The organism is Exiguobacterium sp. s22 (genome assembly GCF_018617455.1).
In the GTDB taxonomy this organism is placed as follows: Bacteria; Bacillota; Bacilli; order Exiguobacteriales; family Exiguobacteriaceae; genus Exiguobacterium.
Window position 1 is genome coordinate 106,808 of sequence record NZ_JACSKD010000002.1, and the last position, 21,642, is coordinate 128,449.

The following is a 21,642-nucleotide window of genomic DNA, read 5'->3' on the forward strand; positions in this document are numbered from 1 at the left end:
AGAAAACCCGTCGGACACATGTGCCGACGGGTTTTTGTCATACCTTGAATTGGCGAATCAGTGAATCAAGTTCTTCCATCTTTTGTTGCGACTGTTCCGTCGCATGGTTTAACTCGGCGAACCGTTCGACGGACATCGTCACTTTTTCGGCGATTTCTTGCGTACCGAGCGCACCGTTGTTGACGGTCGTCGCGACGTCCTGAATGACGCCAATCATGTTCGACGTCAGTTGTTCAAGTTCTCCGGCGGCAGTGGCGAACTCGGTCGCGGTCGTTTCAAAGCGTCCTGCGTCCTCGCTATATTGTCCGGCTGCCTCTTCGAGTTGGTCATAGTCTTTCAAGACGTTCGTGTCGAGGAAGTGGAGCATCTGTCCTGAGCTTTCATTCAAATGATCGACCGAATGAAGGACGGTCGTCGAGATGACTTGAATGCGTTCGACGGTCGTCCGGCTCGTTTCGGCGAGTTTTCGAATCTCGTCGGCGACGACGGCGAATCCGCGTCCGGCCTCTCCGGCACGAGCCGCTTCAATCGATGCGTTGAGTGACAACAGGTTCGTCTGTGCGGCGATATCGAGAATGTCGTTCGTAAGTGTCGCAATCTCACGCACGGCTTTCGCATCTTGCATCGCTTTCTCCAAGTTCGTACGGGTCGATTTAAGGACGCTGATGGCGTTTTCTTTCGCTTCCACCGCATGTGACTTGAGAGAGAGGGCACGTTCATCGATTTGTCTCGCTTCGTCTTTCCGTTCATCGGCCATCGTCACGATATGTTGAATCGTTCGCTCCATATCCGACGCGGAGGCGTTCATCTCTTGAGCGCTCGCCGCCGTCTGTTGCATGCCGGCGGTCAAATCTTCTGTCGTCGCAGCGGTCGTCGTCATGTACGTATCAAGTTCTTTCAACTCTTCGTACATATGGGTTGATTGTTTTGACACACCAGTCGTCACGTCGTTCACTTGAAGAATCAACTGACGCAAGTTGGCGATGAACTGGTTAAAGTCGCGTGCGAGTCCGGCGAACTCGTCGCGGCGCTTCACAGGGATTGACGTCGTCAAATCGCCTTCGCTCGTGGCGAGCTCACGCATCTTCGTCTTGAACTCTTTGAGTGGTTCAAAGATGGAGCGGAAGATGAAGAGCATCATGAGAATCGTCATGACAGCCGCGACCCCGAGGACGATGAATAGTGTGAGTTGTACTTGCTCAAACATCTTGGCAGCTGCTGCCGTATCCGTTTGAATCTCTTCCCGGTTCAAGTTGACGAGTAGACCGAGAGAGTTCGAGAGCGTGTCAGCGCTTGCATCCGCTGTATCGCGAATATACGTTTCAGCGGCAGCGGTTCCTTCTTCGTTAGAAATACGGATGAGTTCAGTCATAACGGTTTGGAAGTTGGCCCAATCAGAACTTGCTTGATCGAAGAGCTGTTGATCTTCTTCCATGATAATCGTGTCTTCATAGCCGTCCATCCGTTGTTCTAAGATGGCGACGGATGCTTGAATGTCTCGCTCGATATTTTGTTTCGTCACCGCGTCCTCGACGAGTGCGTGACGAATCAAATGACGGCGAATTTCAAGCAATTGCTTATCGACTTGATGGATTTGGTCCATTCCTGGTACCCAGGAGACGGTCATGTCCTCCTGGGCTGCTTTTGATGCGTTCAAGGCATACCAAGAGTAACCGCTCACACCAAGAAGTAGCACAAACATGATGCTAAACGCAGTGATCAGTTTATTCCGGATCGACATACGATCCCTCCTTACGAATCTTTTCTATCTTTAGCATAATCAGAATTCGTCACCGACCGTATAGCTGATTTCGAAAGCGGGTCAATATTCAGGGAAGATTTCCCTAGTTTCTCAAAAAGGAGACATTTTCTCACAAGATAGATTTTCTTTTTTGTCTTATGAAAAAGTGGTATGATAATGAACGATGTATTGAAAACTGTTGGAGGTGGGAATTTTGGCTCGTATTACAGAAGCTGAAGTTCGGCACGTCGCCGGACTTGCCCGACTTGCGATCACAGATGAAGAAGTGACGCACTTCACGGAGCAATTGACAAAAATTCTCGAGTTCGCCGAGCAACTCGATGAGCTGGATACAACGGGCGTCGAACCGACGACCCATGCCCTAGATTTGAAAAACGTACTACGCAAAGACGAGGTCCGTCCATCGCTTCCACGTGAGGAAGTCGAACGGATGGCGCCTGACTGGGAGAACGGTCAAGTCCGTGTCCCTGCGGTCTTTGAGTAAGGAGGCCTTTCATGAGTTTATTTGACCACGGTGTAGCGAAACTGCATACGTTATTAAAAGAAGGCGAAGTCACGGTCACGGACCTCGTCAAAGAATCGTTCGATCGCATCGAAGCGACGGATGATCAAATCGGTGCGTTCTTGACACTCAATGAAGAAGCGTTCGAGCAAGCGAAACGTATGGATGAACTTGCGAAAACATCAGACAACCCGCTCTTCGGGATGCCGATTGGTGTGAAAGACAATATCGTCACAAAAGGGATGCGGACGACATGTGCCTCGACGTTCCTCGAGAACTTCGTCCCTGCACACGATGCGACGGTCGTCGAGCGTCTTCATGACGCCGGAGCCGTCACAATCGGGAAGTTGAACATGGACGAGTTCGCCATGGGTTCATCAAACGAGAACTCGGCATTCAAGCCGGTTCGTAACCCATGGGACCCGACACGTGTACCAGGAGGTTCTTCAGGCGGTTCAGCGGCATCGGTCGCAGCTGGGCAAGTCCTCTTCAGCCTCGGTTCGGATACGGGTGGTTCGATTCGTCAACCAGCCGCATATTGTGGTGTCGTCGGGATGAAGCCGACATACGGTCTTGTCTCACGCTTCGGCCTCGTCGCCTTCGCGTCTTCACTTGACCAAATCGGTCCGCTCACACGTACCGTTGAAGACAATGCTTACTTATTGAATACGATTGCGGGTCATTGCGACATGGACTCGACGTCGGCTGAGGTCGAGGTGCCGGACTATACGGCAGCGCTCAACCAGGATTTGACGGGCATGAAGTTCGCACTTCCGGAAGAGTTCATGGCAGAAGGTGTCGCACCTGGCGTCCGTGAACAGATTGAACAAGCGATCGAGACGCTCAAGTCTCTCGGTGCAACGATCGAGACGGTTTCGATTCCGTCTGTGAAGTATGCCCTCTCGGCGTACTACTTGCTCGCCTCATCAGAAGCCTCTTCAAACTTGGCTCGTTTCGACGGCATCCGTTACGGACGTCGCGCCGAAGCGGACACGCTCGACGAGGTGTTCACGTATTCGCGTGAACAAGGGTTCGGGGACGAGGTCAAACGCCGGATCATGCTCGGAACATATGCCCTCAGCTCTGGTTACTACGATGCGTTCTACAAGAAAGCCCAACAAGTCCGTACCCTCATGAAGCAGGACTTCGCGAAAGTGTTCGAAGAGTATGATGCCATCGTTGGACCAACCGCTCCGACGACAGCGTTCAAACTCGGTGAACAGCTCGACGATCCGCTCACGATGTACGCGAACGATATCATGACGATTCCGGTCAACTTGGTCGGTATCCCGGCTATCTCAGTTCCGGCAGGTCTTTCAGAAGGTCTCCCGGTCGGTCTTCAAATTATCGGGAACTACTTTGATGAATCAACACTTTACCGCGTGGCCCATGCTTTTGAACAAGCAAACGGCGGTTTCAAGATGCCACAGCTCTAAGGAGGACGTACGATGAACTTTGAAACGATCATCGGGATCGAGGTGCACGCCGAGCTGAGCACGAAGTCGAAGATTTGGTGTGGCTGCTCACGCACTTACGGTGCCGAAACGAATACACAGACGTGTCCGATTTGTCTTGGACACCCGGGCGTCTTGCCTAAATTGAACGAAGAAGCGGTCAACCTCGCCATCAAGGCGGCAATGGCACTCAACTGTGAGATTGCGACAGATACGAAGTTCGACCGGAAGAACTACTTCTACCCAGATACGCCGAAAGCATATCAAATCTCTCAGTTCGATAAACCGATTGGTTCGAACGGTCACGTCGACGTCGAAGTGGACGGCGAGATCAAACGATTCCGCATCGAGCGCGTGCACTTGGAAGAAGATGCCGGGAAGATGAACCATACGGGCGAGAAACACTCGGTCGTCGACTTCAACCGGACCGGCTCACCGCTCATCGAGATTGTCAGTGAAGCGGACATGCGCTCACCGAAAGACGCGGTCGCATACCTCGAGCGCTTGAAAGAAGTCCTCTCATTCGCTGGCGTCTCGGACGTCAAGATGGAAGAGGGTTCACTTCGTTGTGACTGTAACATCTCGGTCCGTCCATTCGGACAGGAGAAGTTCGGTACGAAGACGGAACTCAAGAACTTGAACTCGTTCTCAAACGTCTTGAAGGCACTCGACTATGAAGAAACGCGTCATCGCAAATTGCTTCTCTCAGGTGGCGTCATGCGTCAAGAGACGCTCCGTTACGACGAAGCGGCGAAAAAGACGATTCTCATGCGTGTCAAAGAAGGAGCAGCGGACTATCGTTACTTCCCAGAACCGGACCTCGTCCGTCTCGAAATCGATGAGGCATGGAAAGAGCGCATCCGCGCGACGATTCCAGAGATGCCGGCAGCACGTCGTGAACGCTACATGAGCCAATACGGTCTCTCGGCATACGACGCGAAAGCCCTCACGTCAACGCGTGAGTTCTCAGACTTCTTCGAAGCGACGACAGCGGCTGGAGCGGAGCCAAAAGCGGCAGCGAACTGGCTCATGGGTGAAGTGCTCGGTCACTTGAACAAGACGAATGAAACGGTCGAGACGATGAAGTTGACACCGGAATCACTCGCTGAGCTCATCCGCTTGATTGCGGAAGGGACGATTTCATCGAAAATCGCGAAGCGTGTCTTCACGGCGATGATGGAAGAAGGCGCTGAGCCGAAAGCGTATGTCGAAGCGAACGGTCTCGCCCAAATCTCGGACGAGAACTTGTTACGTGGTTACATCCTCGAATTGTTCGAGGCACACCCGCAAATGATCGAAGACTTCAAGAACGGGAAAGACCGTGCGAAAGGCTTCATCATCGGCCAAATCATGAAACAGACGAAAGGGATGGCGAACCCGGCACTCCTCGATGGCTTGTTCCACGAAGAGATGGCAAAACGCTAAGCAGGCGGCGAGACACTTGTGTCTCGCTTTTCGCTCGAGTTGAGCACAGGGGAGAGAATCAATATGCAACGGAAACGTGCGCGGGTCATTTATAACCCGACATCTGGTAAAGAAGTGATCAAACGGGAACTCCCGTACATTTTGAACCGCCTCGAGGATGCGGGTTATGAGACGTCGACGTATGCGACGAAAGCGATTGGTGATGCCACGCTCGAAGCAAAACGGGCCTCAGAAGCCGAGTTCGACCTCATCATCGCCGCAGGTGGAGACGGGACATTGAACGAAGTCATCTCCGGGCTCGCCCCGCTTGAGAATCGACCGACGATTGGACTCATTCCAGTCGGGACGACGAACGACTTCGCTCGGGCGATGCGGATCCCACTAAGTGTGGTCGGTGCACTCGACGTCATCTGTGACGGGTTCGAGATGCCGGTCGACCTCGGGGAAATCGAAGGCGAGAAAGGTGACATCCACTATTTCATCAATATCGCCGGCGGCGGTATCATGACTGAACTCTCATATGAGGTGCCATCGAAGTTGAAGACGGCACTCGGACAGCTCGCCTATTACGTGAAGGGAATGGAGAAACTTCCACTCATCAAACCGACGTACATCGAACTTGAGCACGATGAAGGGACGTTCCAAGGCGAAGTCATGGTCTTCCTTACATCGAACTCGAACTCGGTCGGTGGATTTGAAAAAATCTCACCACACGCGTCGTTGAATGACGGGTTGTTCGACCTGTTCATTTTACGGAAATGTAACTTGTTCGAATTCATCCATGTCGTCCGCCTTCTCCTTCGGGGTGAGCACTTATCCAGCTCACTCGTCGAGCACGTGAAGACGAGCCGCGTCCGGATGAAGACGACCGAGCCGATGAGTCTGAACATCGATGGCGAGTATGGCGGGGAGTGCACAGGTGAGATGCGGAACTTATTCCGTCACTTGACGGTGCTCGCACCGAACGCCCGAATCCGCGAAATGGAAGATTTGAATGCACAATATGAACGCGAACAGATGATCAAGCAATTGTTCAATGTTTCGCTCGATAAAGCAGAGTGAAAAGATAGGAATGACGACATCAGTCATTCCTATTTGCAATGGAAGGAGCATTCGTATGCTACCAGTGAAAAAGAATGATCGTCTCGATGTCCACGTCCACGACCTGACCCACGAAGGGGCGGGTGTGGCCCGTGTTGACGGCTATACGCTGTTCGTGCCGAACGCGTTGCCGGGAGAGATGGTCGAAATCGTCGTGACGAAGACGAACAAGCAGTACGGGTTCGCCCGATTGTTGAACGTGAAAGAAGCGAGCGCCGACCGCGTCGAGCCGCCGTGCCCGATCTTTTATCAATGTGGCGGCTGTCAGCTACAACATTTCAGTTATGAAGGGCAACTTCGCCAGAAACGAGAACGCGTCGTCGATGCGCTCAAGCGTCTCGGTCAGTTCGACGTGCCGGTCCATGACACTATTGGCATGCCAGAACCTTGGCGCTACCGCAACAAGGCACAAGTCCCGTTCAAACAAGAAGGGGACCGTCTCGTCTCAGGCTTTTATCGTCCTCGTTCCCATGACATCGTCGAGATGAATGAATGTTTGATTCAAGATGAGCGCAATGATCAGGCGATCCAAATCGTCCGTGATGTGTTGGATGCTCGCGGTGTGCCGGCGTATGACGAGAAGACAGGACGCGGGGTCATCCGTCACGTCATGGCCCGTTACGGGTACCATTCGGGTGAACTGATGATCGTCCTCATCACGAAGACGACGAAGCTAAAAGGCGTGAATGAGATTGTCGCCGATATCGTCGAGCGTCTTCCAGACGTGACGTCAATCATGCAAAACGTCAACCCGGACAAGACGAACGTCATCCTCGGGGCGACGAACAAGTTGCTCTACGGCCACGAGACGATTGAGGATAAGATTGCAGGACTCACATTCACGATCTCTCCGCACTCGTTCTTCCAAGTGAACCCGGTCCAAACGGAGAAGTTGTACGGAAAGGCGTTAGAGTACGCACAACTGTCAGGTACGGAACAAGTCGTCGATGCCTATTGCGGTATCGGGACGATCAGTCTATTCCTCGCTCGGAAGGCGGCGCACGTGTATGGTGTTGAAGTCGTTCCAGAAGCGATTGAGGATGCGAAACAAAATGCGCTCGTCAATGAGATCGACAATGTGACGTACGCATGTGGTGCAGCAGAAGATGTGCTTCCACAGTGGAAGAAAGATGGCGTGGATCCGGACGTGATCGTCGTCGACCCACCACGAAAAGGCTGTGCCGAATCGTTCCTAGAGACGATGGTCGAGATGGGACCGAAGCGAATTGTATACGTCTCGTGTAACGTCGCGACGCAGGCGCGCGATATGCGTTACCTCGCCGACCGTGGTTATCGCTTGATGGAAGTGACACCGGTCGACATGTTCCCGCATACGGCGCATGTGGAGACGGTGGCGTGGATGGAGAAATTTGAAAAGTAAGCTTGAAAAGTACATGGTAGATAAGGGGTTTTTAAGGTTTTGGGATGGACTCAAGACTTTAAAAACCTCTTTTTATTTATTCATCGGAAATGTATTCAGAAAACTTCTTACCGTGTGGAAGGACATCACTACTTGGTAAAAAGAGTTGATGTTTATGCTGGTGCGTTATTTAAAGGGAAAAACAAATGAGTGAAGAATCAAAGAAATGGATATAGAATGCCACCAAAAATTACCTTTCATAGACGCATATCAAATAATATCTTCTTTCTAGCGCATCATTCTATGCAACTTGTCGATAATAAAGAATAGAATGATTTTCTACATAATACACGATAAAGGGACAGAAGCACGTAATGATTGATGCGTTTAAAGTAGTAAACAATGAATGAACGTTTATTAAAAAAATTGAATCCACATGGAGACGAACGATGAGTAAAATTATCTTTTCAGTGCAATCAATAGGAAAAGTTCTGCAAAATGGACATCTTAAAATCCCAGAGTATCAGCGACCATATAAATGGGAACGTAGGCATATTCGCAACCTTTTTTATGATATACGAGAAGCTATTGATAAGAACGTGAGTGAATATCGAATCGGCTCAATCATTTTGCATCATAAAGACAATGAAAATATAGACATCGTGGATGGACAGCAACGTTTGATTTCAATTTCATTATTTCTGTACTTTGCTGCAAAAGACAATTTGCCTGATGGTGCTAGTAACTTATTAAACGCAAATTACATAGGCGCCTCACAGCTTCATGCAAAAGAAAACTACGATGAATGGCGTATTCTTTGTGGATTAATTTCGAAAGAAGAAGTCGACGTAATCAGCAACTTTATGATGAATCATTGCAAAGTTTCTGTCATCGAGATGCCATCAGAAGGATTAACAGAAGCTTTTCAGCTGTTTGATTCCCAAAATAACCGTGGCAAGGCCTTAGAACCTCACGATTTGTTGAAAGCCTATCATTTACGATCAATTAAAGATCCGACAGAACGTACCATCGAAAAATGGGAAGAATTTGTTAATGACAAAGAATTTAATCTTCGCGATTTATTTGACAAGCATTTATTTAGAATAAGACGTTGGGTAAACGGTGATTCAGGCTTGTCTCGAAAAAAGTATGGTAATGAACTAAAATTCACTGAGCGTTTTATTGATGATTTCAAGGGCGTTGATCTTCAAAATTCGTCATATCCCTACTTGCGGTTATACGAAGAATTACTTAACCACGAAATTGGATTCCCTAATTCGATTTGTATGCCAATAATTAATGGGAGTGCCTTCTTTGATTTTATCGAATTCTCATATGACCTTTTCAAAAATAATTTCTATGAGGACAGTATAATAGATGGCTTTCTTTCAGATGAACTTCAAGAGATCCTGAACAGCAAGAAAAGCAAATATTCCAGAAACATCAATCTATTCACTAACCTACTCGCAACATTTATAGATCGTTTTGGAGCGGAAGCGCTCGACCGAGAAACGTGTGAGAAGATTTTCGTCTGGGCGTTTTATCCAAGAACTGCTGCAAAAGCAATATACGATACCACACTCGCAAATTATGCAGCGAGCGGAACATTCCAAAAGAAAAAAAGTCAGAAGCTGTTTCAAGAATTAGCAGTTTCGGCTACTCCACGTGAATTTGTTGCCCGAATTGATACTGATTTACTTGGCAATCTAACTGCTTCGGACATTGTAAATAAGCTTAATCAGGAGACGAAAAGGTGAACAATCCTCTATCTATATTTGATTTACTGAATGGTACTAGCTATTCAGTCCCACTGTATCAACGGAATTTTGCGTGGACTGACGTGGAAATCACACAACTGATAATAGATGTACTCGATTCGATCAAAGAAAATCGTTCCGAGTATTTTATAGGCACTCTCGTCGTAAGTAAAGATGGGGATGAATACTCGATCATCGATGGGCAACAGCGATTTACTTCTATACTCCTGATTGCTCTTGCGATTCAAAATGAATATGCTCCTTCCACAAAGTTCGTTAAAAAAATCAATTTGTGCTTTTCAGCACGAAAAGAATCTAATGCTACGTTAAAAAGTTTATTTTTAAACGAGAGCATAACTGAAGAAACGTCAGGCAATGAATTATGTCGTGGTTATGATGAAACAGTGAGCGCTCTGAAAGAACATATAGGTTCTAATGACTATCGAAACATTTCAATTGAAACATTCTATCGATACCTTTTCCGAAATGTGAAAATTTTTATTAGTGAGATGCCTGAAAACTTAGATGTTAAACTCTATTTCGAACGATTCAATTCACGCGGTGAACAATTGGAATATCATGAAATTATAAAAGCTGAGCTAATGCAACGACTTGTTGCAGAAGGAGTCGCATTTGCCAAAGTTCAAAAATTCGCTAAAGTTTGGGATGCTTGTTCCGAATTCGAAACCCCTTGTATTCAGTTTTTCAATAAAAAAACAAAGGGATCAGATGCGGACGAAGAACGAGAAAAAGTATTTAATTGCGAGTGGAGTGAATATGAACCAGGAAAGAATTCTTGGAGGTATGGATATAATCTTAAAAATATCTATTCAAAAATGGTCGTTAACAAGGAAAATAAAAAATCGCTCATTAGCGCCATTGACGAAACGTCGATGAATAGTGCTGATGCAGATGTGGAGTCTATAGAGAACGAGAATTCCAATAAATATCGATGTATTGTGAATTTCAATACATTTCTTTATTATGTTTTGTATTTGACTGATCATGTAGAAGAGGACTCAATCCACTTGGATGATAAAAAACTGAAATCAGCTTTTCAAGTATCTTCAAGAGATAGTCGATGGATACTGAGATTCGGGGAAAATTTACTGAAAGCGAAATTTATTTTTGATAATTTGATCATCCGGAATTCTCTTGAAACGACTAATAGGCGCAAAGAGGGAGAATGGTTTCTACAAAAATCCTATCGCGAAGACAAGAACGAAAAAGCGAGAGGGCATTTATATGTCCAAACGCGATTTGATAAAAATTCTTTTTCGACCAATAATCACGAAATATTGATGTTGCAATCAATGTTTGCGGTCACATTTACAGCTTATAAAGATACTAAATGGCTATATTCAACGCTCAAATTTTTATTCGAACATGCAGACGAGTTAAATGAGACTGACTTCGGTAAAAAATTCTCTACCTTTCTGGAGTCTATGTCTAAGAAATTTGCAAAAGAAAGAATATGTAACGATAGCGAACTTGATGCTCACAGTTTAAGGTACGATCATTTTGTGCCTGTATATGCTTTTAACTTAACCGACTATGTGTTATGGAAAAACAGACAAAAGTTGAAATCAGACTATACTACCATCAAGTTTGATGATTTCCACTTTACATATAGACGTTCAATTGAGCATTGGTATCCGCAAAATCCAAACGTAACCGAAGGAAAATCGAAAATGTCTGATGATTTGCTACACTGCTTCGGGAATCTATGTTTGATCGTGGCTAGTCAGAATTCTTCATTCGGTAATCTTGATCCACTTGCCAAACTTGAAAATTGGCGAAATATTTTTTCGACTCAAAGTCTGAAGTTACAAATGATGGCGATAAGAAGCAAGAATTTTGGTGTTTGGGATGAAACGAAACGTGATGAAATTTTAGAAATGGAAAGCGATATGTTGCAACTGCTAAACGAATACATCTATTGAGCTTTTTGCTTATTTTAGGGTGCGAGATGTAAAGGTGAAAGTCTTCCGTCATTTTGTATAATGTAAAGCGAATAATTCATGTCGAGACGGTAGCTTGGTTGGAAAAAGTAGAATAAGATGAATGTAACATGCCTTCGATTGATTCAATCGGGGGCTTTTTTTGCAAACAGCCGAAAGGGGAGTCAGAGATGAGAAAAATCATTGTACTTGAACATCTGACATTGGACGGTGTGATTCAAGCACCGGGTGGGAAAGAAGAGGACATGAGTGGGGATTTCATGCATGGGGGATGGACGGAGCCTTTCTCGAGCCAAGAGCTTGGAATTTGGATTCGGACGCAAATGCATAGTGAATTTGATCTGTTGCTCGGTCGAAAGACTTATGACCAATGGGCGAGTTACTGGCCGAACCATGATGATGTCTGGCCGGAAGCAAACCGGGCGATGAAGTATGTGGTCACGCGGCAGACAACGGACTCGCGATGGGAAGCGACCACATTTTTGACAGAACCGGTCGAAGCGTTGAAACGACTCAAACAAGAAAAGGGACCCGATTTACACGTCTGGGGAAGTGGTGAACTCGTGCACACGCTACTCGCAAACAATCTCATCGATGAATATCGACTGATCATGTATCCCATCATCATCGGGTCAGGCAAACGACTTTTCCAAGACGGCAATATCTTGCCACTGCAACTCGACGTGATTGAGCAACAGCTGATGCCGAACGGGGTTCATGTCGTTCGGTATGGGCGCCTTCAATCGGAAGGGGAGAAGAGATGAGAATCGAGCAACACCTCGAAATGACCCTTTCAGAATCGATGGATAAGGAGCTGACCGAGCTACTGCAACACGCGTTTCCTTCTATCTATCCGAATCGTCGCTGCTTCAAGCAGTTGCCCCATCTCCGACTCATCGCGTATGAAGACGAACGGATTATTGGACAAGTCGGGTTAGACTTTCGTGTGATGAATATGAACGGGGAACCGATTCACGTGCTCGGCATCATCGATTTATGTGTCCGGGAAGAAGTGCGGGGACGTGGGGTCGGACGTGCACTGATGGAAAAAGTCATTGCTCTCGGAGAAGAGTACTCAATCGACTTTCTCTTGTTATTCGCAGACCGAACAGACCTTTACGAACGCATCGGGTTTCACACGGTATCTAACGCATGCACGTGGCTTAAAATCAATGACGAGAATCAGACGACACGCGGGATTGGGGAGGCGTCGTTTGAAGAATTGATGATTCGTCAAGTGGGAGACAAACGTTGGACCGACGGAACACTCGATTTGCTTGGATACTTATACTAGGAGGGTCTAGATGAACCGTGAACAAGTGACAGACATGTATGAGACGTATGCACAAAAAATCGAGGACCGAAAACAAGTGTATGAAACGATTGCTGATACTTTTGATGTGAAGCGGGGGCTTTATCCGGGAAGTCACGTCGACGTCGCCCCTTCCCTCGTCATCCCTCATGTCATCTATGTCGACAGTTTCAAAGGGACGATTCGTTTCTTCAAGCAAATTGAAACGGTACAGGAGCTGATGGATCAACGAAAGGAATATGATGAGCCGTGTACGATTGAATTTTTTGGTCAGGACTATACGCAGCCGCTCGACATCGAACCCGTTGACTTGATCATCTCGCAATATGCGGGGTTTGTCGGTCAGGCGACGAAACATTATTTGAAGCCGGGTGGCATCTTGCTCTTTGACACTCCCACGATTAAAACTGTGGGATTCTGAAGTGCTTGTGCGAGCGCAGTCCATTTCTGTTTTGCTCAAGCCTTCAGATGAGGGTGTGCCATCACCCCTCCTGAGACAGACCCTATAGGTTCTCAGGCTGGTGGACTGTTACCATCCACCACAGGTCGTTGCAGGTGTGTCCATCTGATGTTTTAGCGTCTTTTGCATGACGACAGGCATCGTTTTACCGGTCATATGTTTTCATGACCGAACCGTAGACGATTTTCAAGGGACGATGGACACAGACGTTTTAGAGACTTGTTCTTGTCTATGGGATAAGTATACCCGAATGTCGGATGTAAACATATCCGAACTCACTTTCATCCCATGCCTAAAGGCGGGCTATGCCCGATATGGGCTTTCTCGTTCGTAAAATCTGTAACGATAGTCATGGAGACGCGACGTTGGCGCGATTTGATGAGGCGTTCGAGTTGATTGGGGTCATAGGAAGTACAAATGAACTCATTCAGACGGGGCTCGACGAGTATTTTCAATTGCCGAAAGGGAAAGACGTGGATGTAGCCGAAGTGAGGAAGACGATGAAGGGACCGAGTTATACGAAACAAGTGGAGAACTACATATTTCAGAAAGTATAAAATGGAAATTCGTTAAAAATATAATTTTCATATGGTAATTTAATATCATTATTGCCATACTTTATAAAAAGATGATTCGATTTTCAGGAGGATAATGACTTATGGACAGAAAAATTTTAAACGGCATAATGATTTTTAGTCTGACTTCAATTCTAGTTGGATGTGGGGATGAGGCAAGTGACCATGAAGGTCAAATAAAAATTCCTACATCTGCTAGCTATTATGAAGGCGAAAACTATAAAGAAGTGATGGCTGACCTTGAAAAAAGTGGATTTAAAGACATCAAAACAAATGCAGTTGAGGATTTGATTACTGGTTGGATTACAAAAGATGGAGAAATTGAAGAAGTTTCTATAGGCGGGAAAACAGATTACTCCGAAGGACAATGGGTTGCGGAGGATGAAGAAGTTATCATCACATATCACACATTTGAAAATGATGAATCAAGTGAGAGCAACCGTTCTAAAGATGAGAAAGATAGTTCAGAAAATGATGAAGAGGTTGAAGAGGTAACTGAAGAAGAACCCGAAACACTTACGAGAGATAATAGTGAAGAATTAAATGCTGTATTGAGCGTAGATTTCGAGTCGGATCCGTTGCTTCTAGATTTTGCAAAAGAGTATGAAGGTAGATTGATTGAATTTGATGCGCACACTGCATACGTAAATAAACACGGAAGTTATGATACTCGATTCGACTATTTGATACTTGTAGGAGACTATACTGAAGGAGAAACACCAGGTCCTAATTTTCAGCTCCGTGATGTGAATTATAATGATTTAAATTTAACTGGCGAAAATATTCCAGACCCTTTTGGAATTGGTCATAATATACGTATTACTGCTGAAGTAATTGAGTATGAAGAGGCATCTAATTTATTTTTAATTGATCCGGTTTCAATCCAAATGAGATAAGTATGATTCTTTCGAAAATGTAAGTTCAGGAGGAATTCGATGAAACAATATACGATGCGAAACCGTAACGTCCCGCTTTCCCTGCATGATGCGGTCATCACAGAAGCGACTGTGACGGGTTCGACAATCCGTCTCGTCTTTGCGGATGGGATTCGTGACTTGTTCAAAAAGGAAGCGGTATGGACGGGTCGTGCCACCGTGACCATCTCGAACGTGGACCGGGATTCTTCTTCCCTTACACGCTTTAGTGAAACGACCTATTTGATGTGTCCAATCGAGCAACTCAGTCAGTTCGTTAAAAATGGACGTTTCGAGATTGTCGATGAGTTGTATGGTTATCGCCAACTGTTATTTCGCTGCATGTGGTTGACCGATACGACGTGTGAGACAGTGGAGCTGAGTCTATCCCATGCAAGCGAGCTCGTCATCCGATGGGAAGACGAGCCGGTCGAAGCGATGTATGAATCTGAATCATTTTGAGGAAAGTGTGAGACCGACGTGATCGGCGACCGCTCGCGCAACATCCTGTTTTGATCGATGGTCCGTTATAATTTTTTCTGCACGGATGTCAGATTCGAATGCGGACTGGCAGCGATCGATCTGCGCTTTGCCCCAAGAGTTGAACCATTCGAAGCGTTTATTCAGTCGCTTCACGAGCGTCTGTCGATTCGCTTCAAGGATGAGGTGACGTACGTCGACACCGTCTCGCTGAAGTCGACCGATGATTTCATCTACATACGTTGCGTCCACCAGTGTCATCGGAACGAGGATGACCCCATCGAAGGACGTGGCAATCTTCGACAGCATCCGATAGTTGAACTCTCGCCATTCCGGATGGTGCTGAAAATCGGGCTGTTGAAGACTTTTCGGCAATTGGTCCCGAATGAAAAAGCCGGCCTGTTCCGGGTCATAGAGAAACGCGTTCGGCAATTGTTTCTCAAGTATTTTGGCACAGGTCGTCTTGCCAGAACCGAATGCACCGTTAATCCATAAAATCATTGTCATCATTCTTTCGTGTTTGTATTCTCTATGACTACAATGGAGTCCTACAAAAAACACCCCACAGTAGCGGAATTCGAATTCCATCTACTATGGGGTGTTGTCATGCTGTCTTAGGATTAGGTGATTCTGTCTCTCGTAACGCATCGACTCGTTTGTATTCTTCGGTATCGGTCCACAGCTCATCTTTCAACGGATTGAGACGTCGTTTCATAATACGTGATACCTGCATGACGGCGAGCACGACGTTGAGGGCAAGACTGATGAGTGCGAGCGTCCAGTTCGCTGCGGGATTATACGAGACGCTCACGTTAAATGTACTACCAACCGCAAAGAAGTAAGGGAAGGTCATGACCCACATCATCCAAATCGAGAGCGTTTGGGCACGGTTTTGCATCCATGTTCCTTTCGCCCAAAGGAGGGCAGGGATGGTTGCGGCAATGTTCAACGCAAATCCGGAATAAAATGCGTTACCGGGTGCGCACGAATAGACGTAGGAGATGTTCCAAATCCCATATGCGATGATCCATAATTTTGTCTGGTCCGGCCAAATCATATCGACTCGCTTGCCGGACGTCGCGAAGATCCCGAACCATCCGCAAATCGTGAGGATGTTCAAAATTCCGGCGAAGGCGTTGACGTAGTTCCACCCACCGGAGATGTAAGTCATGCCATCGACGACGCCATCAAAACTCATGAAGCCGACTTGAAACTCTCGTATGACGGCCTCCATGATATTGATGGCAAGAATGGCCGGAACGAGTACTAAATACCAAGGATGTTTCTTATGATAGTTCGTGAAGCGGATGACCATGTAGATGAGCGCGCCGGTGAGTGCCGAATACACCTTCACCCAATGAAACCACGACGTAATTTCGGAATCGACGACAAACAACCAGATTGGAGTCAGTGCGATCGGTAACGCCATGAACATAAGTTGACTTGCCCGTTTACCGGAACGGACGAACTCGTTCAACCCCATCAATAGCCCAAGAACGACGAACCACATGACGACGTTATACCAAGGGATTGATTCGAAGAAAAACATAACATGACACTCCTTTCGAAAATGAGATGATCAAAAATAAATGCAAAGACTAAACATACCGAACGTTCGTTATGTTTATGTGAAAAGTGTAACAAATTGTTGTAAACGCTGTCAATAGAAGGCGTGAGCTCACATGGAAGTGTCGAAAGTTCGCCACATCATTATGGTATAATGAGCGATGAAAACAGAGGAGGGTGCGAGATGATGATGAACGAAGGAAAGTTGAAAATTTTACAAGCCGCGCGTGAAATCATCGTCGAACAGGGCATTAAAGGCACGACACTCCGAGGAATTGCGGAGCGGGCCGGATTTAGTACGGGTGCGATTTATCATTACTACACGTCCAAAGAGGCGATTCTATATGACGTGATGGACGAGGGGCTTGGAGAAGTAAAACGCATTGAGACCGTCTCCCATGATGATCAAAAAGAAGCCGCGGTGATTATCCAGGAAATTTATGAAGGTATGCAGGAACGCCTTCAAAAAGATGCGGAGAGCCGACTTCAATTTTATCTCGCCCACGAAGCGATGATTGGCAATGAAGACATCCAACAGAAATTCAAAGAGAAATATGAGGACTGGATCACACGGATTGAGGCGATCTTTGTACGGGCTTATGCAGTTGAACAAGGACCGATGACCCGGGCGGTCGCCACATGGACGATGGCCGGGATTGACGGGATGGTGCTGCAGACGCTACTTCGCACAGGTACAATCGAACCGGAATACACGAATCGTGTACTCCATTATTTGTTGACAGAAGGATTCCCACACTTTTTTCAGCTCATTCGTTCGAAAGAAATGAGTCATGAGTAATGTCAGTTGATACAATCCGGCGGACATAATAGAATAGATGAGTGATTTTGTTGGACTGTATGGATGAAAGGAACTGATTTTACGATGAAAGAAAACTTTTGGCGCGACCTTCCGCGTCCGTTCTTTATACTTGCCCCGATGGAAGATGTGACCGATGTCGTCTTCCGTCATGTCGTCGCCCACGCGGGACGCCCGGACGTCTTCTTCACAGAATTCGCGAACTCGGACAGCTATTGCCATCCGGAAGGAAAAGGAAGCCTCCGTGGTCGTTTGACGTTCACTGAGGATGAGCAGCCGATGGTCGCCCACATCTGGGGAGACAATCCGGAATATTTCCGTCAAATGAGTATCGGGATGGCCGAGATGGGCTATAAAGGACTCGATATCAATATGGGTTGCCCGGTCCCGAACGTGGCGAAACGTGGGAAGGGGAGCGGTCTTATTCTCCGTCCGGAAGTTGCGGCTGAGCTCATTCAAGCAGCAAAAGCCGGTGGTCTCCCTGTCAGCGTCAAAACGCGACTCGGCTACGCGAAGCTCGATGAGTGGCGTGACTGGTTGACGCATCTCTTGAAACAAGACATCGCCAACTTGTCGATTCACTTGCGCACGCGCAATGAGATGAGTAAAGTCGACGCGCACTGGGAAATGATCCCGGACATCGTGAAGTTGCGGGACGAGATCGCCCCGGATACGCTCATCACCATCAACGGGGACATCCTCGACCGTCAAATGGGACTCGAGCTCGTTGAGAAATACGGGGTCGATGGTGTCATGATCGGTCGCGGGATTTTCAAGAACCCGTTCGCGTTCGAGAAAGAGCCTCGCGAACACTCGATGGAAGAACACCTTAATCTATTGCGTCTGCAACTGGACCTTCAGGATAAATTCCAAGAAGACGTGCCGCGTTCGATTTCGAACTTGCACCGTTTCTTCAAGATTTATGTCAAAAGATTCCGTGGGGCGAGCGAGCTCCGTCATAACTTGATGGAAACGAAATCGACGGATGAGGTACGAGCGTTACTCGATGCCTTTGTCGAGAAATATCATGAAGAAGAGGCAGCACTCGCTGAGGCGGTCTCGACAGTCGAATAGTTTTTTGAAGGGGGTCAGTGAATACTGGGTCCCTTTTTTATATGAAAAATAGTAGATGACGATGAAACGTTTAATCTGGCTGATTCGTATGTAATAAGTGGAAAGAAGAGGATGGGTGAAGATGAGCGAATGGCGCGAATCAGCAGTCGGGCTTGGACTTGTATTTGGCACGGGTAGCGGAATCGTCATCTCTTCATTAGTTGATTTTCCGTTTATATACGGTATTGTCATCGGTTCAATCATCGGATATGTGATTGGTCTTTTCATATCCATTCGTGCGATCAAACGATAGCGACCCATCACTAAAACAAGAGGGGGCTTTCACATGAGTGAATTCCAATTTATTGTGAGCGATCACCCACTAAAAGAAGTCGAAAATCCATATGTCGAGTTATTATCTATCAACGAGGCCATCCAAAAAGGCATCGTGTTGCCTGACATTCTGACAGACGTCGAGGACCTCGACCGTGATGAAAAGATTTTGATGAACGTCGAGTCGGAAGAGCAACTTGACGAGATTGAAATTAAACATAGTCTCTATTATGCAGTGGAGAACGTCGAGGCGTATTCTTCAAAACCGCACGTAGTAGAGTTGCGTTGGCGTTATTCCGATGCGAGAGCCGAACAGCTCGTCGAGTATATAACCGACCATTTGAAGACGGCGGAGGAAGTCGAGATTTGGAAAGTGTGGGTCGATGAACAGACCGAGCCGAAAGTTCAATCCATCAAGCTCGACGAGTTGACGATTGATGCATTACGATTCTTAGGTGAAGTCGGATTCGTACGACCGGAGTGCCTTCGAGTTACAAGATTTTACGAACGGGAAAGCCCATATCGGGCATAGCCCGCCTTTAGGCATGGGATGAGAGTGAGTTCGGATGTGAAAACATCCGACGTTCGGGTATCCTTATCCCATAGACAAGAACAAGTCTCTAAAACGCCTGCGTCCATCGCCCCTTGAAAATCGTATACGGTTCGGTCATGAAAACATATGACCGGTAAAACGATTCCTGTCGTCATGCAAAAGACGCTAAAACATCAGATGGACACGCCTGTAACGACCTGTGGTGGATGGCAACAGTCCACCAGCCTGAGAACCTATAGGGTCTGTCTCAGGAGGGGTGATGGCACACCCTTATCTGGAGGTTTGAGCAAAACAGAAATGGACTGCGCTCGCACAAGCACTTCAGAATCCCACGGTTTTAATCGTGGGAGTGTCAAAAGATCCTCATCCGCATGCAAATAACGTATTATCCTCCCTGACGAGATTTCTCGTTAGGGATTTTTGATTTCTCGCCTCACTTGAATAAAGACTGCTATATTATGGGGAGAAGAGTCAGGAGGGAATACCATGCATATTCTAATCGTAGAAGACGACCGGACGATCGCCTCCGGTCTCCAATATTCACTCGAACAAGAACAATTTAGAACAACGTTATGCCAAAACGTGGCTGACGCGACGCTTATGATTGAACAACAGTTACATACAATCGATTTATGCCTCTTTGATTTGTCACTGCCAGATGGGAGTGGATATGACTTATGTCGGCTCGTGAAGCAACAACAAGACATCCCTGTCATCTTTCTGACGGCATTCGATGATGAAGTGAATGTGGTGATGGGACTCGATATGGGAGCGGACGACTACATCACGAAACCGTTCCGTGTCCGAGAACTCGTTTCACGAATTCACTCGGTACTTCGTCGATACAATAAAAACGTACGCTCGCCTCTGTTGACGATTGGTCCAGTTGAAATCAATACGCAAGATGCAAAAGTAAAAAAGAATGGGAACGAAATTTTGTTGACAGCGCTCGAGTATCGTTTGTTGCTCATCTTTGGGAGGCATACAGGGCAAGTGTTGTCACGGACCCAGCTACTCGATCAGATTTGGGATGTGGGTGGGGAATTCGTGAACGATAATACGTTGACCGTTTATATTAAGCGACTCCGCGAGAAACTAGAGGATGATCCACAACATCCGATGCTTATTACGACGGTGCGTGGAATCGGATACAAGGTGGGGCGTTAATATGTTGCGAAACCAAGAAATAAGAATATACTTGTTCACTTGTCTATTTTTCATTGGAATAGCTGTAGGTATTGCCGTCTTATTCATGTCCATAGAGGCGGCCGTTCTGGTCGTCCTATTAGCAATCATACTTTTCGGCGTTACGTATCGTTTCACGGCATGGCGTTATCGAGAAATCGAGCAGCTCTCGGGATATCTTCAAGAAATCAGTAATGGCAACTATACATTGGATGTCCGTGATAATCGCGAAGGGGAGCTCAGTTTGTTAAAGAGCCAACTCTACAAAGTGACGAAAATGCTATCTGAACAAGGAGCGCATCTTGAAGAAGATAAACAGAAGTTAACGGATGCGATCTCCGATATCTCCCATCAATTGAAGACACCGCTCACCTCGATGACCGTCATGGCGGATCTCCTCAGTGACCCTCGTCTATCCGAGGAAAAGCGTCAAGAATTCACCCATAACGTACAAGTACAACTTGAACGAATGGAGTGGCTCTTGTCTTCTCTTCTCAAACTATCAAAAATTGATGCCGGGACAATACATTTCAAGCGCGAATTGGTATCTGTCCCTGCGCTCATTGAAGCCGTAGCGGAACCGATGCTCGTACCGATTGATATTAAAATGCAACGACTCCATGTTCAAGGCGAAAAAGATGTTACATTCGAGGGTGATTTGAAGTGGACGACAGAGGCACTCATCAACATCTTAAAAAATTGCGTGGAGCATACGCCGGAACAGGGCGATGTATTCATCGAGTTCAGTGAAAATACGCTGTATACAGAAATTGTGATTCGTGACACGGGGATTGGCGTCGCAAAACAAGACCTCCCGTACATTTTCCAACGGTTTTATAAAGGTGTGAATGCGAGCGAAGAAAGTGTCGGGATTGGGCTTGCCATGGCACACAGTATCATTATGAGCCAGGAAGGTGAGTTGACTGTTCGAAGCGAACCTGGGGTCGGAACGGATTTTCATATTCGCTTCTATAAAGCAGTTGTCTGACCGCTAAGTGACGAAATCGTCACTTTCGAGTCACAGACGAGTCACACTCACTCGGTACACTCGAAGTAGATCAAGTACTGGAGG

22 protein-coding genes are annotated in these 21,642 nt (G+C 46.8%); 19 read left to right on the top strand and 3 right to left on the bottom strand.

Features of this window, described 5'->3' with window-relative positions:
• Positions 1 to 37 precede the first annotated feature (37 nt).
• Positions 38 to 1,741, bottom strand: coding sequence for a methyl-accepting chemotaxis protein (locus KNO94_RS04325; protein ID WP_214777779.1), 1,704 nt, complete (start codon positions 1,739 to 1,741; stop codon positions 38 to 40).
• A gap of 214 nt (positions 1,742 to 1,955) precedes the next feature.
• On the opposite strand from KNO94_RS04325, the gene gatC reads away from it, so the two are divergent.
• From gatC to KNO94_RS04390, 13 genes are all read left to right on the top strand, one after another.
• Positions 1,956 to 2,246 (top strand): Asp-tRNA(Asn)/Glu-tRNA(Gln) amidotransferase subunit GatC, encoded by a 291-nt coding sequence (gene gatC, locus KNO94_RS04330; protein ID WP_012727041.1) that lies wholly within the window; start codon positions 1,956 to 1,958, stop codon positions 2,244 to 2,246.
• Positions 2,247 to 2,257: 11 nt separating this feature from the next.
• Positions 2,258 to 3,700, top strand: coding sequence for an Asp-tRNA(Asn)/Glu-tRNA(Gln) amidotransferase subunit GatA (gene gatA, locus KNO94_RS04335; protein ID WP_214777780.1), 1,443 nt, complete (start codon positions 2,258 to 2,260; stop codon positions 3,698 to 3,700).
• A gap of 12 nt (positions 3,701 to 3,712) precedes the next feature.
• Positions 3,713 to 5,143: an Asp-tRNA(Asn)/Glu-tRNA(Gln) amidotransferase subunit GatB gene (gene gatB / locus KNO94_RS04340; protein WP_214777782.1), complete on the top strand. Its 1,431-nt coding sequence runs from the start codon at positions 3,713 to 3,715 to the stop codon at positions 5,141 to 5,143.
• A 63-nt stretch (positions 5,144 to 5,206) separates the two neighbouring features.
• The gene (locus tag KNO94_RS04345) at positions 5,207 to 6,205 is read left to right on the top strand and encodes a diacylglycerol kinase (protein ID WP_214777784.1); all 999 of its coding nucleotides are present in this window, start codon (positions 5,207 to 5,209) and stop codon (positions 6,203 to 6,205) included.
• A 55-nt stretch (positions 6,206 to 6,260) separates the two neighbouring features.
• Positions 6,261 to 7,625, top strand: coding sequence for a 23S rRNA (uracil(1939)-C(5))-methyltransferase RlmD (gene rlmD, locus KNO94_RS04350; RefSeq protein ID WP_214777786.1), 1,365 nt, complete (start codon positions 6,261 to 6,263; stop codon positions 7,623 to 7,625).
• A gap of 428 nt (positions 7,626 to 8,053) precedes the next feature.
• Positions 8,054 to 9,361: a DUF262 domain-containing protein gene (locus tag KNO94_RS04355; protein ID WP_214777788.1), complete on the top strand. Its 1,308-nt coding sequence runs from the start codon at positions 8,054 to 8,056 to the stop codon at positions 9,359 to 9,361.
• Entirely contained in the window at positions 9,358 to 11,304 is a 1,947-nt protein-coding gene (locus KNO94_RS04360) for a GmrSD restriction endonuclease domain-containing protein (RefSeq protein WP_214777790.1), read from the top strand. Before KNO94_RS04355 ends, KNO94_RS04360 begins: the two co-directional genes overlap by 4 nt.
• Before the next feature lie 188 nt (positions 11,305 to 11,492).
• Positions 11,493 to 12,086, top strand: coding sequence for a dihydrofolate reductase family protein (locus KNO94_RS04365; RefSeq protein ID WP_214777792.1), 594 nt, complete (start codon positions 11,493 to 11,495; stop codon positions 12,084 to 12,086).
• The gene (locus KNO94_RS04370) at positions 12,083 to 12,616 is read left to right on the top strand and encodes a GNAT family N-acetyltransferase (protein ID WP_214777794.1); all 534 of its coding nucleotides are present in this window, start codon (positions 12,083 to 12,085) and stop codon (positions 12,614 to 12,616) included. The genes KNO94_RS04365 and KNO94_RS04370 overlap by 4 nt, the downstream gene beginning before the upstream one ends.
• Before the next feature lie 10 nt (positions 12,617 to 12,626).
• Positions 12,627 to 13,055 (top strand): hypothetical protein, encoded by a 429-nt coding sequence (locus KNO94_RS04375; protein WP_214777796.1) that lies wholly within the window; start codon positions 12,627 to 12,629, stop codon positions 13,053 to 13,055.
• 404 nt (positions 13,056 to 13,459) lie between these two features.
• Positions 13,460 to 13,651 (top strand): hypothetical protein, encoded by a 192-nt coding sequence (locus KNO94_RS04380; protein WP_214777798.1) that lies wholly within the window; start codon positions 13,460 to 13,462, stop codon positions 13,649 to 13,651.
• Between the two features lie 101 nt (positions 13,652 to 13,752).
• Positions 13,753 to 14,565, top strand: a complete 813-nt coding sequence (locus KNO94_RS04385) for a DUF4839 domain-containing protein (RefSeq protein ID WP_214777800.1) — start codon at positions 13,753 to 13,755, stop codon at positions 14,563 to 14,565.
• 39 nt (positions 14,566 to 14,604) lie between these two features.
• Positions 14,605 to 15,045, top strand: a complete 441-nt coding sequence (locus KNO94_RS04390; protein WP_214777802.1) for a hypothetical protein — start codon at positions 14,605 to 14,607, stop codon at positions 15,043 to 15,045.
• On the opposite strand, the gene KNO94_RS04395 is transcribed toward KNO94_RS04390, so the two are convergent.
• Positions 15,037 to 15,564: an AAA family ATPase gene (locus KNO94_RS04395; protein ID WP_214777804.1), complete on the bottom strand. Its 528-nt coding sequence runs from the start codon at positions 15,562 to 15,564 to the stop codon at positions 15,037 to 15,039. The two genes, KNO94_RS04390 and KNO94_RS04395, sit on opposite strands and share 9 nt — an antisense overlap.
• 103 nt (positions 15,565 to 15,667) lie before the next feature.
• Positions 15,668 to 16,612, bottom strand: coding sequence for a DUF5692 family protein (locus KNO94_RS04400; RefSeq protein ID WP_214777805.1), 945 nt, complete (start codon positions 16,610 to 16,612; stop codon positions 15,668 to 15,670).
• Positions 16,613 to 16,813: 201 nt separating this feature from the next.
• Between KNO94_RS04400 and KNO94_RS04405 the strand changes: the two genes are divergently transcribed.
• The 6 genes from KNO94_RS04405 (at position 16,814) to KNO94_RS04430 (ending at position 21,558) form a co-directional block, all read left to right on the top strand.
• Positions 16,814 to 17,428 (top strand): TetR/AcrR family transcriptional regulator, encoded by a 615-nt coding sequence (locus tag KNO94_RS04405; protein ID WP_214777807.1) that lies wholly within the window; start codon positions 16,814 to 16,816, stop codon positions 17,426 to 17,428.
• Between the two features lie 84 nt (positions 17,429 to 17,512).
• Positions 17,513 to 18,520: a tRNA dihydrouridine synthase gene (locus KNO94_RS04410; protein WP_483299169.1), complete on the top strand. Its 1,008-nt coding sequence runs from the start codon at positions 17,513 to 17,515 to the stop codon at positions 18,518 to 18,520.
• A 121-nt stretch (positions 18,521 to 18,641) separates the two neighbouring features.
• On the top strand, positions 18,642 to 18,812 hold the full coding sequence (locus KNO94_RS04415) for a hypothetical protein (RefSeq protein ID WP_214777816.1): 171 nt from the start codon (positions 18,642 to 18,644) through the stop codon (positions 18,810 to 18,812).
• 33 nt (positions 18,813 to 18,845) lie between these two features.
• Positions 18,846 to 19,364, top strand: coding sequence for a hypothetical protein (locus KNO94_RS04420; protein WP_214777818.1), 519 nt, complete (start codon positions 18,846 to 18,848; stop codon positions 19,362 to 19,364).
• Between the two features lie 507 nt (positions 19,365 to 19,871).
• Positions 19,872 to 20,552, top strand: coding sequence for a response regulator transcription factor (locus tag KNO94_RS04425; protein WP_214777820.1), 681 nt, complete (start codon positions 19,872 to 19,874; stop codon positions 20,550 to 20,552).
• Position 20,553: 1 nt separating this feature from the next.
• The gene (locus KNO94_RS04430) at positions 20,554 to 21,558 is read left to right on the top strand and encodes a sensor histidine kinase (protein ID WP_214777822.1); all 1,005 of its coding nucleotides are present in this window, start codon (positions 20,554 to 20,556) and stop codon (positions 21,556 to 21,558) included.
• Positions 21,559 to 21,642 lie beyond the last annotated feature (84 nt).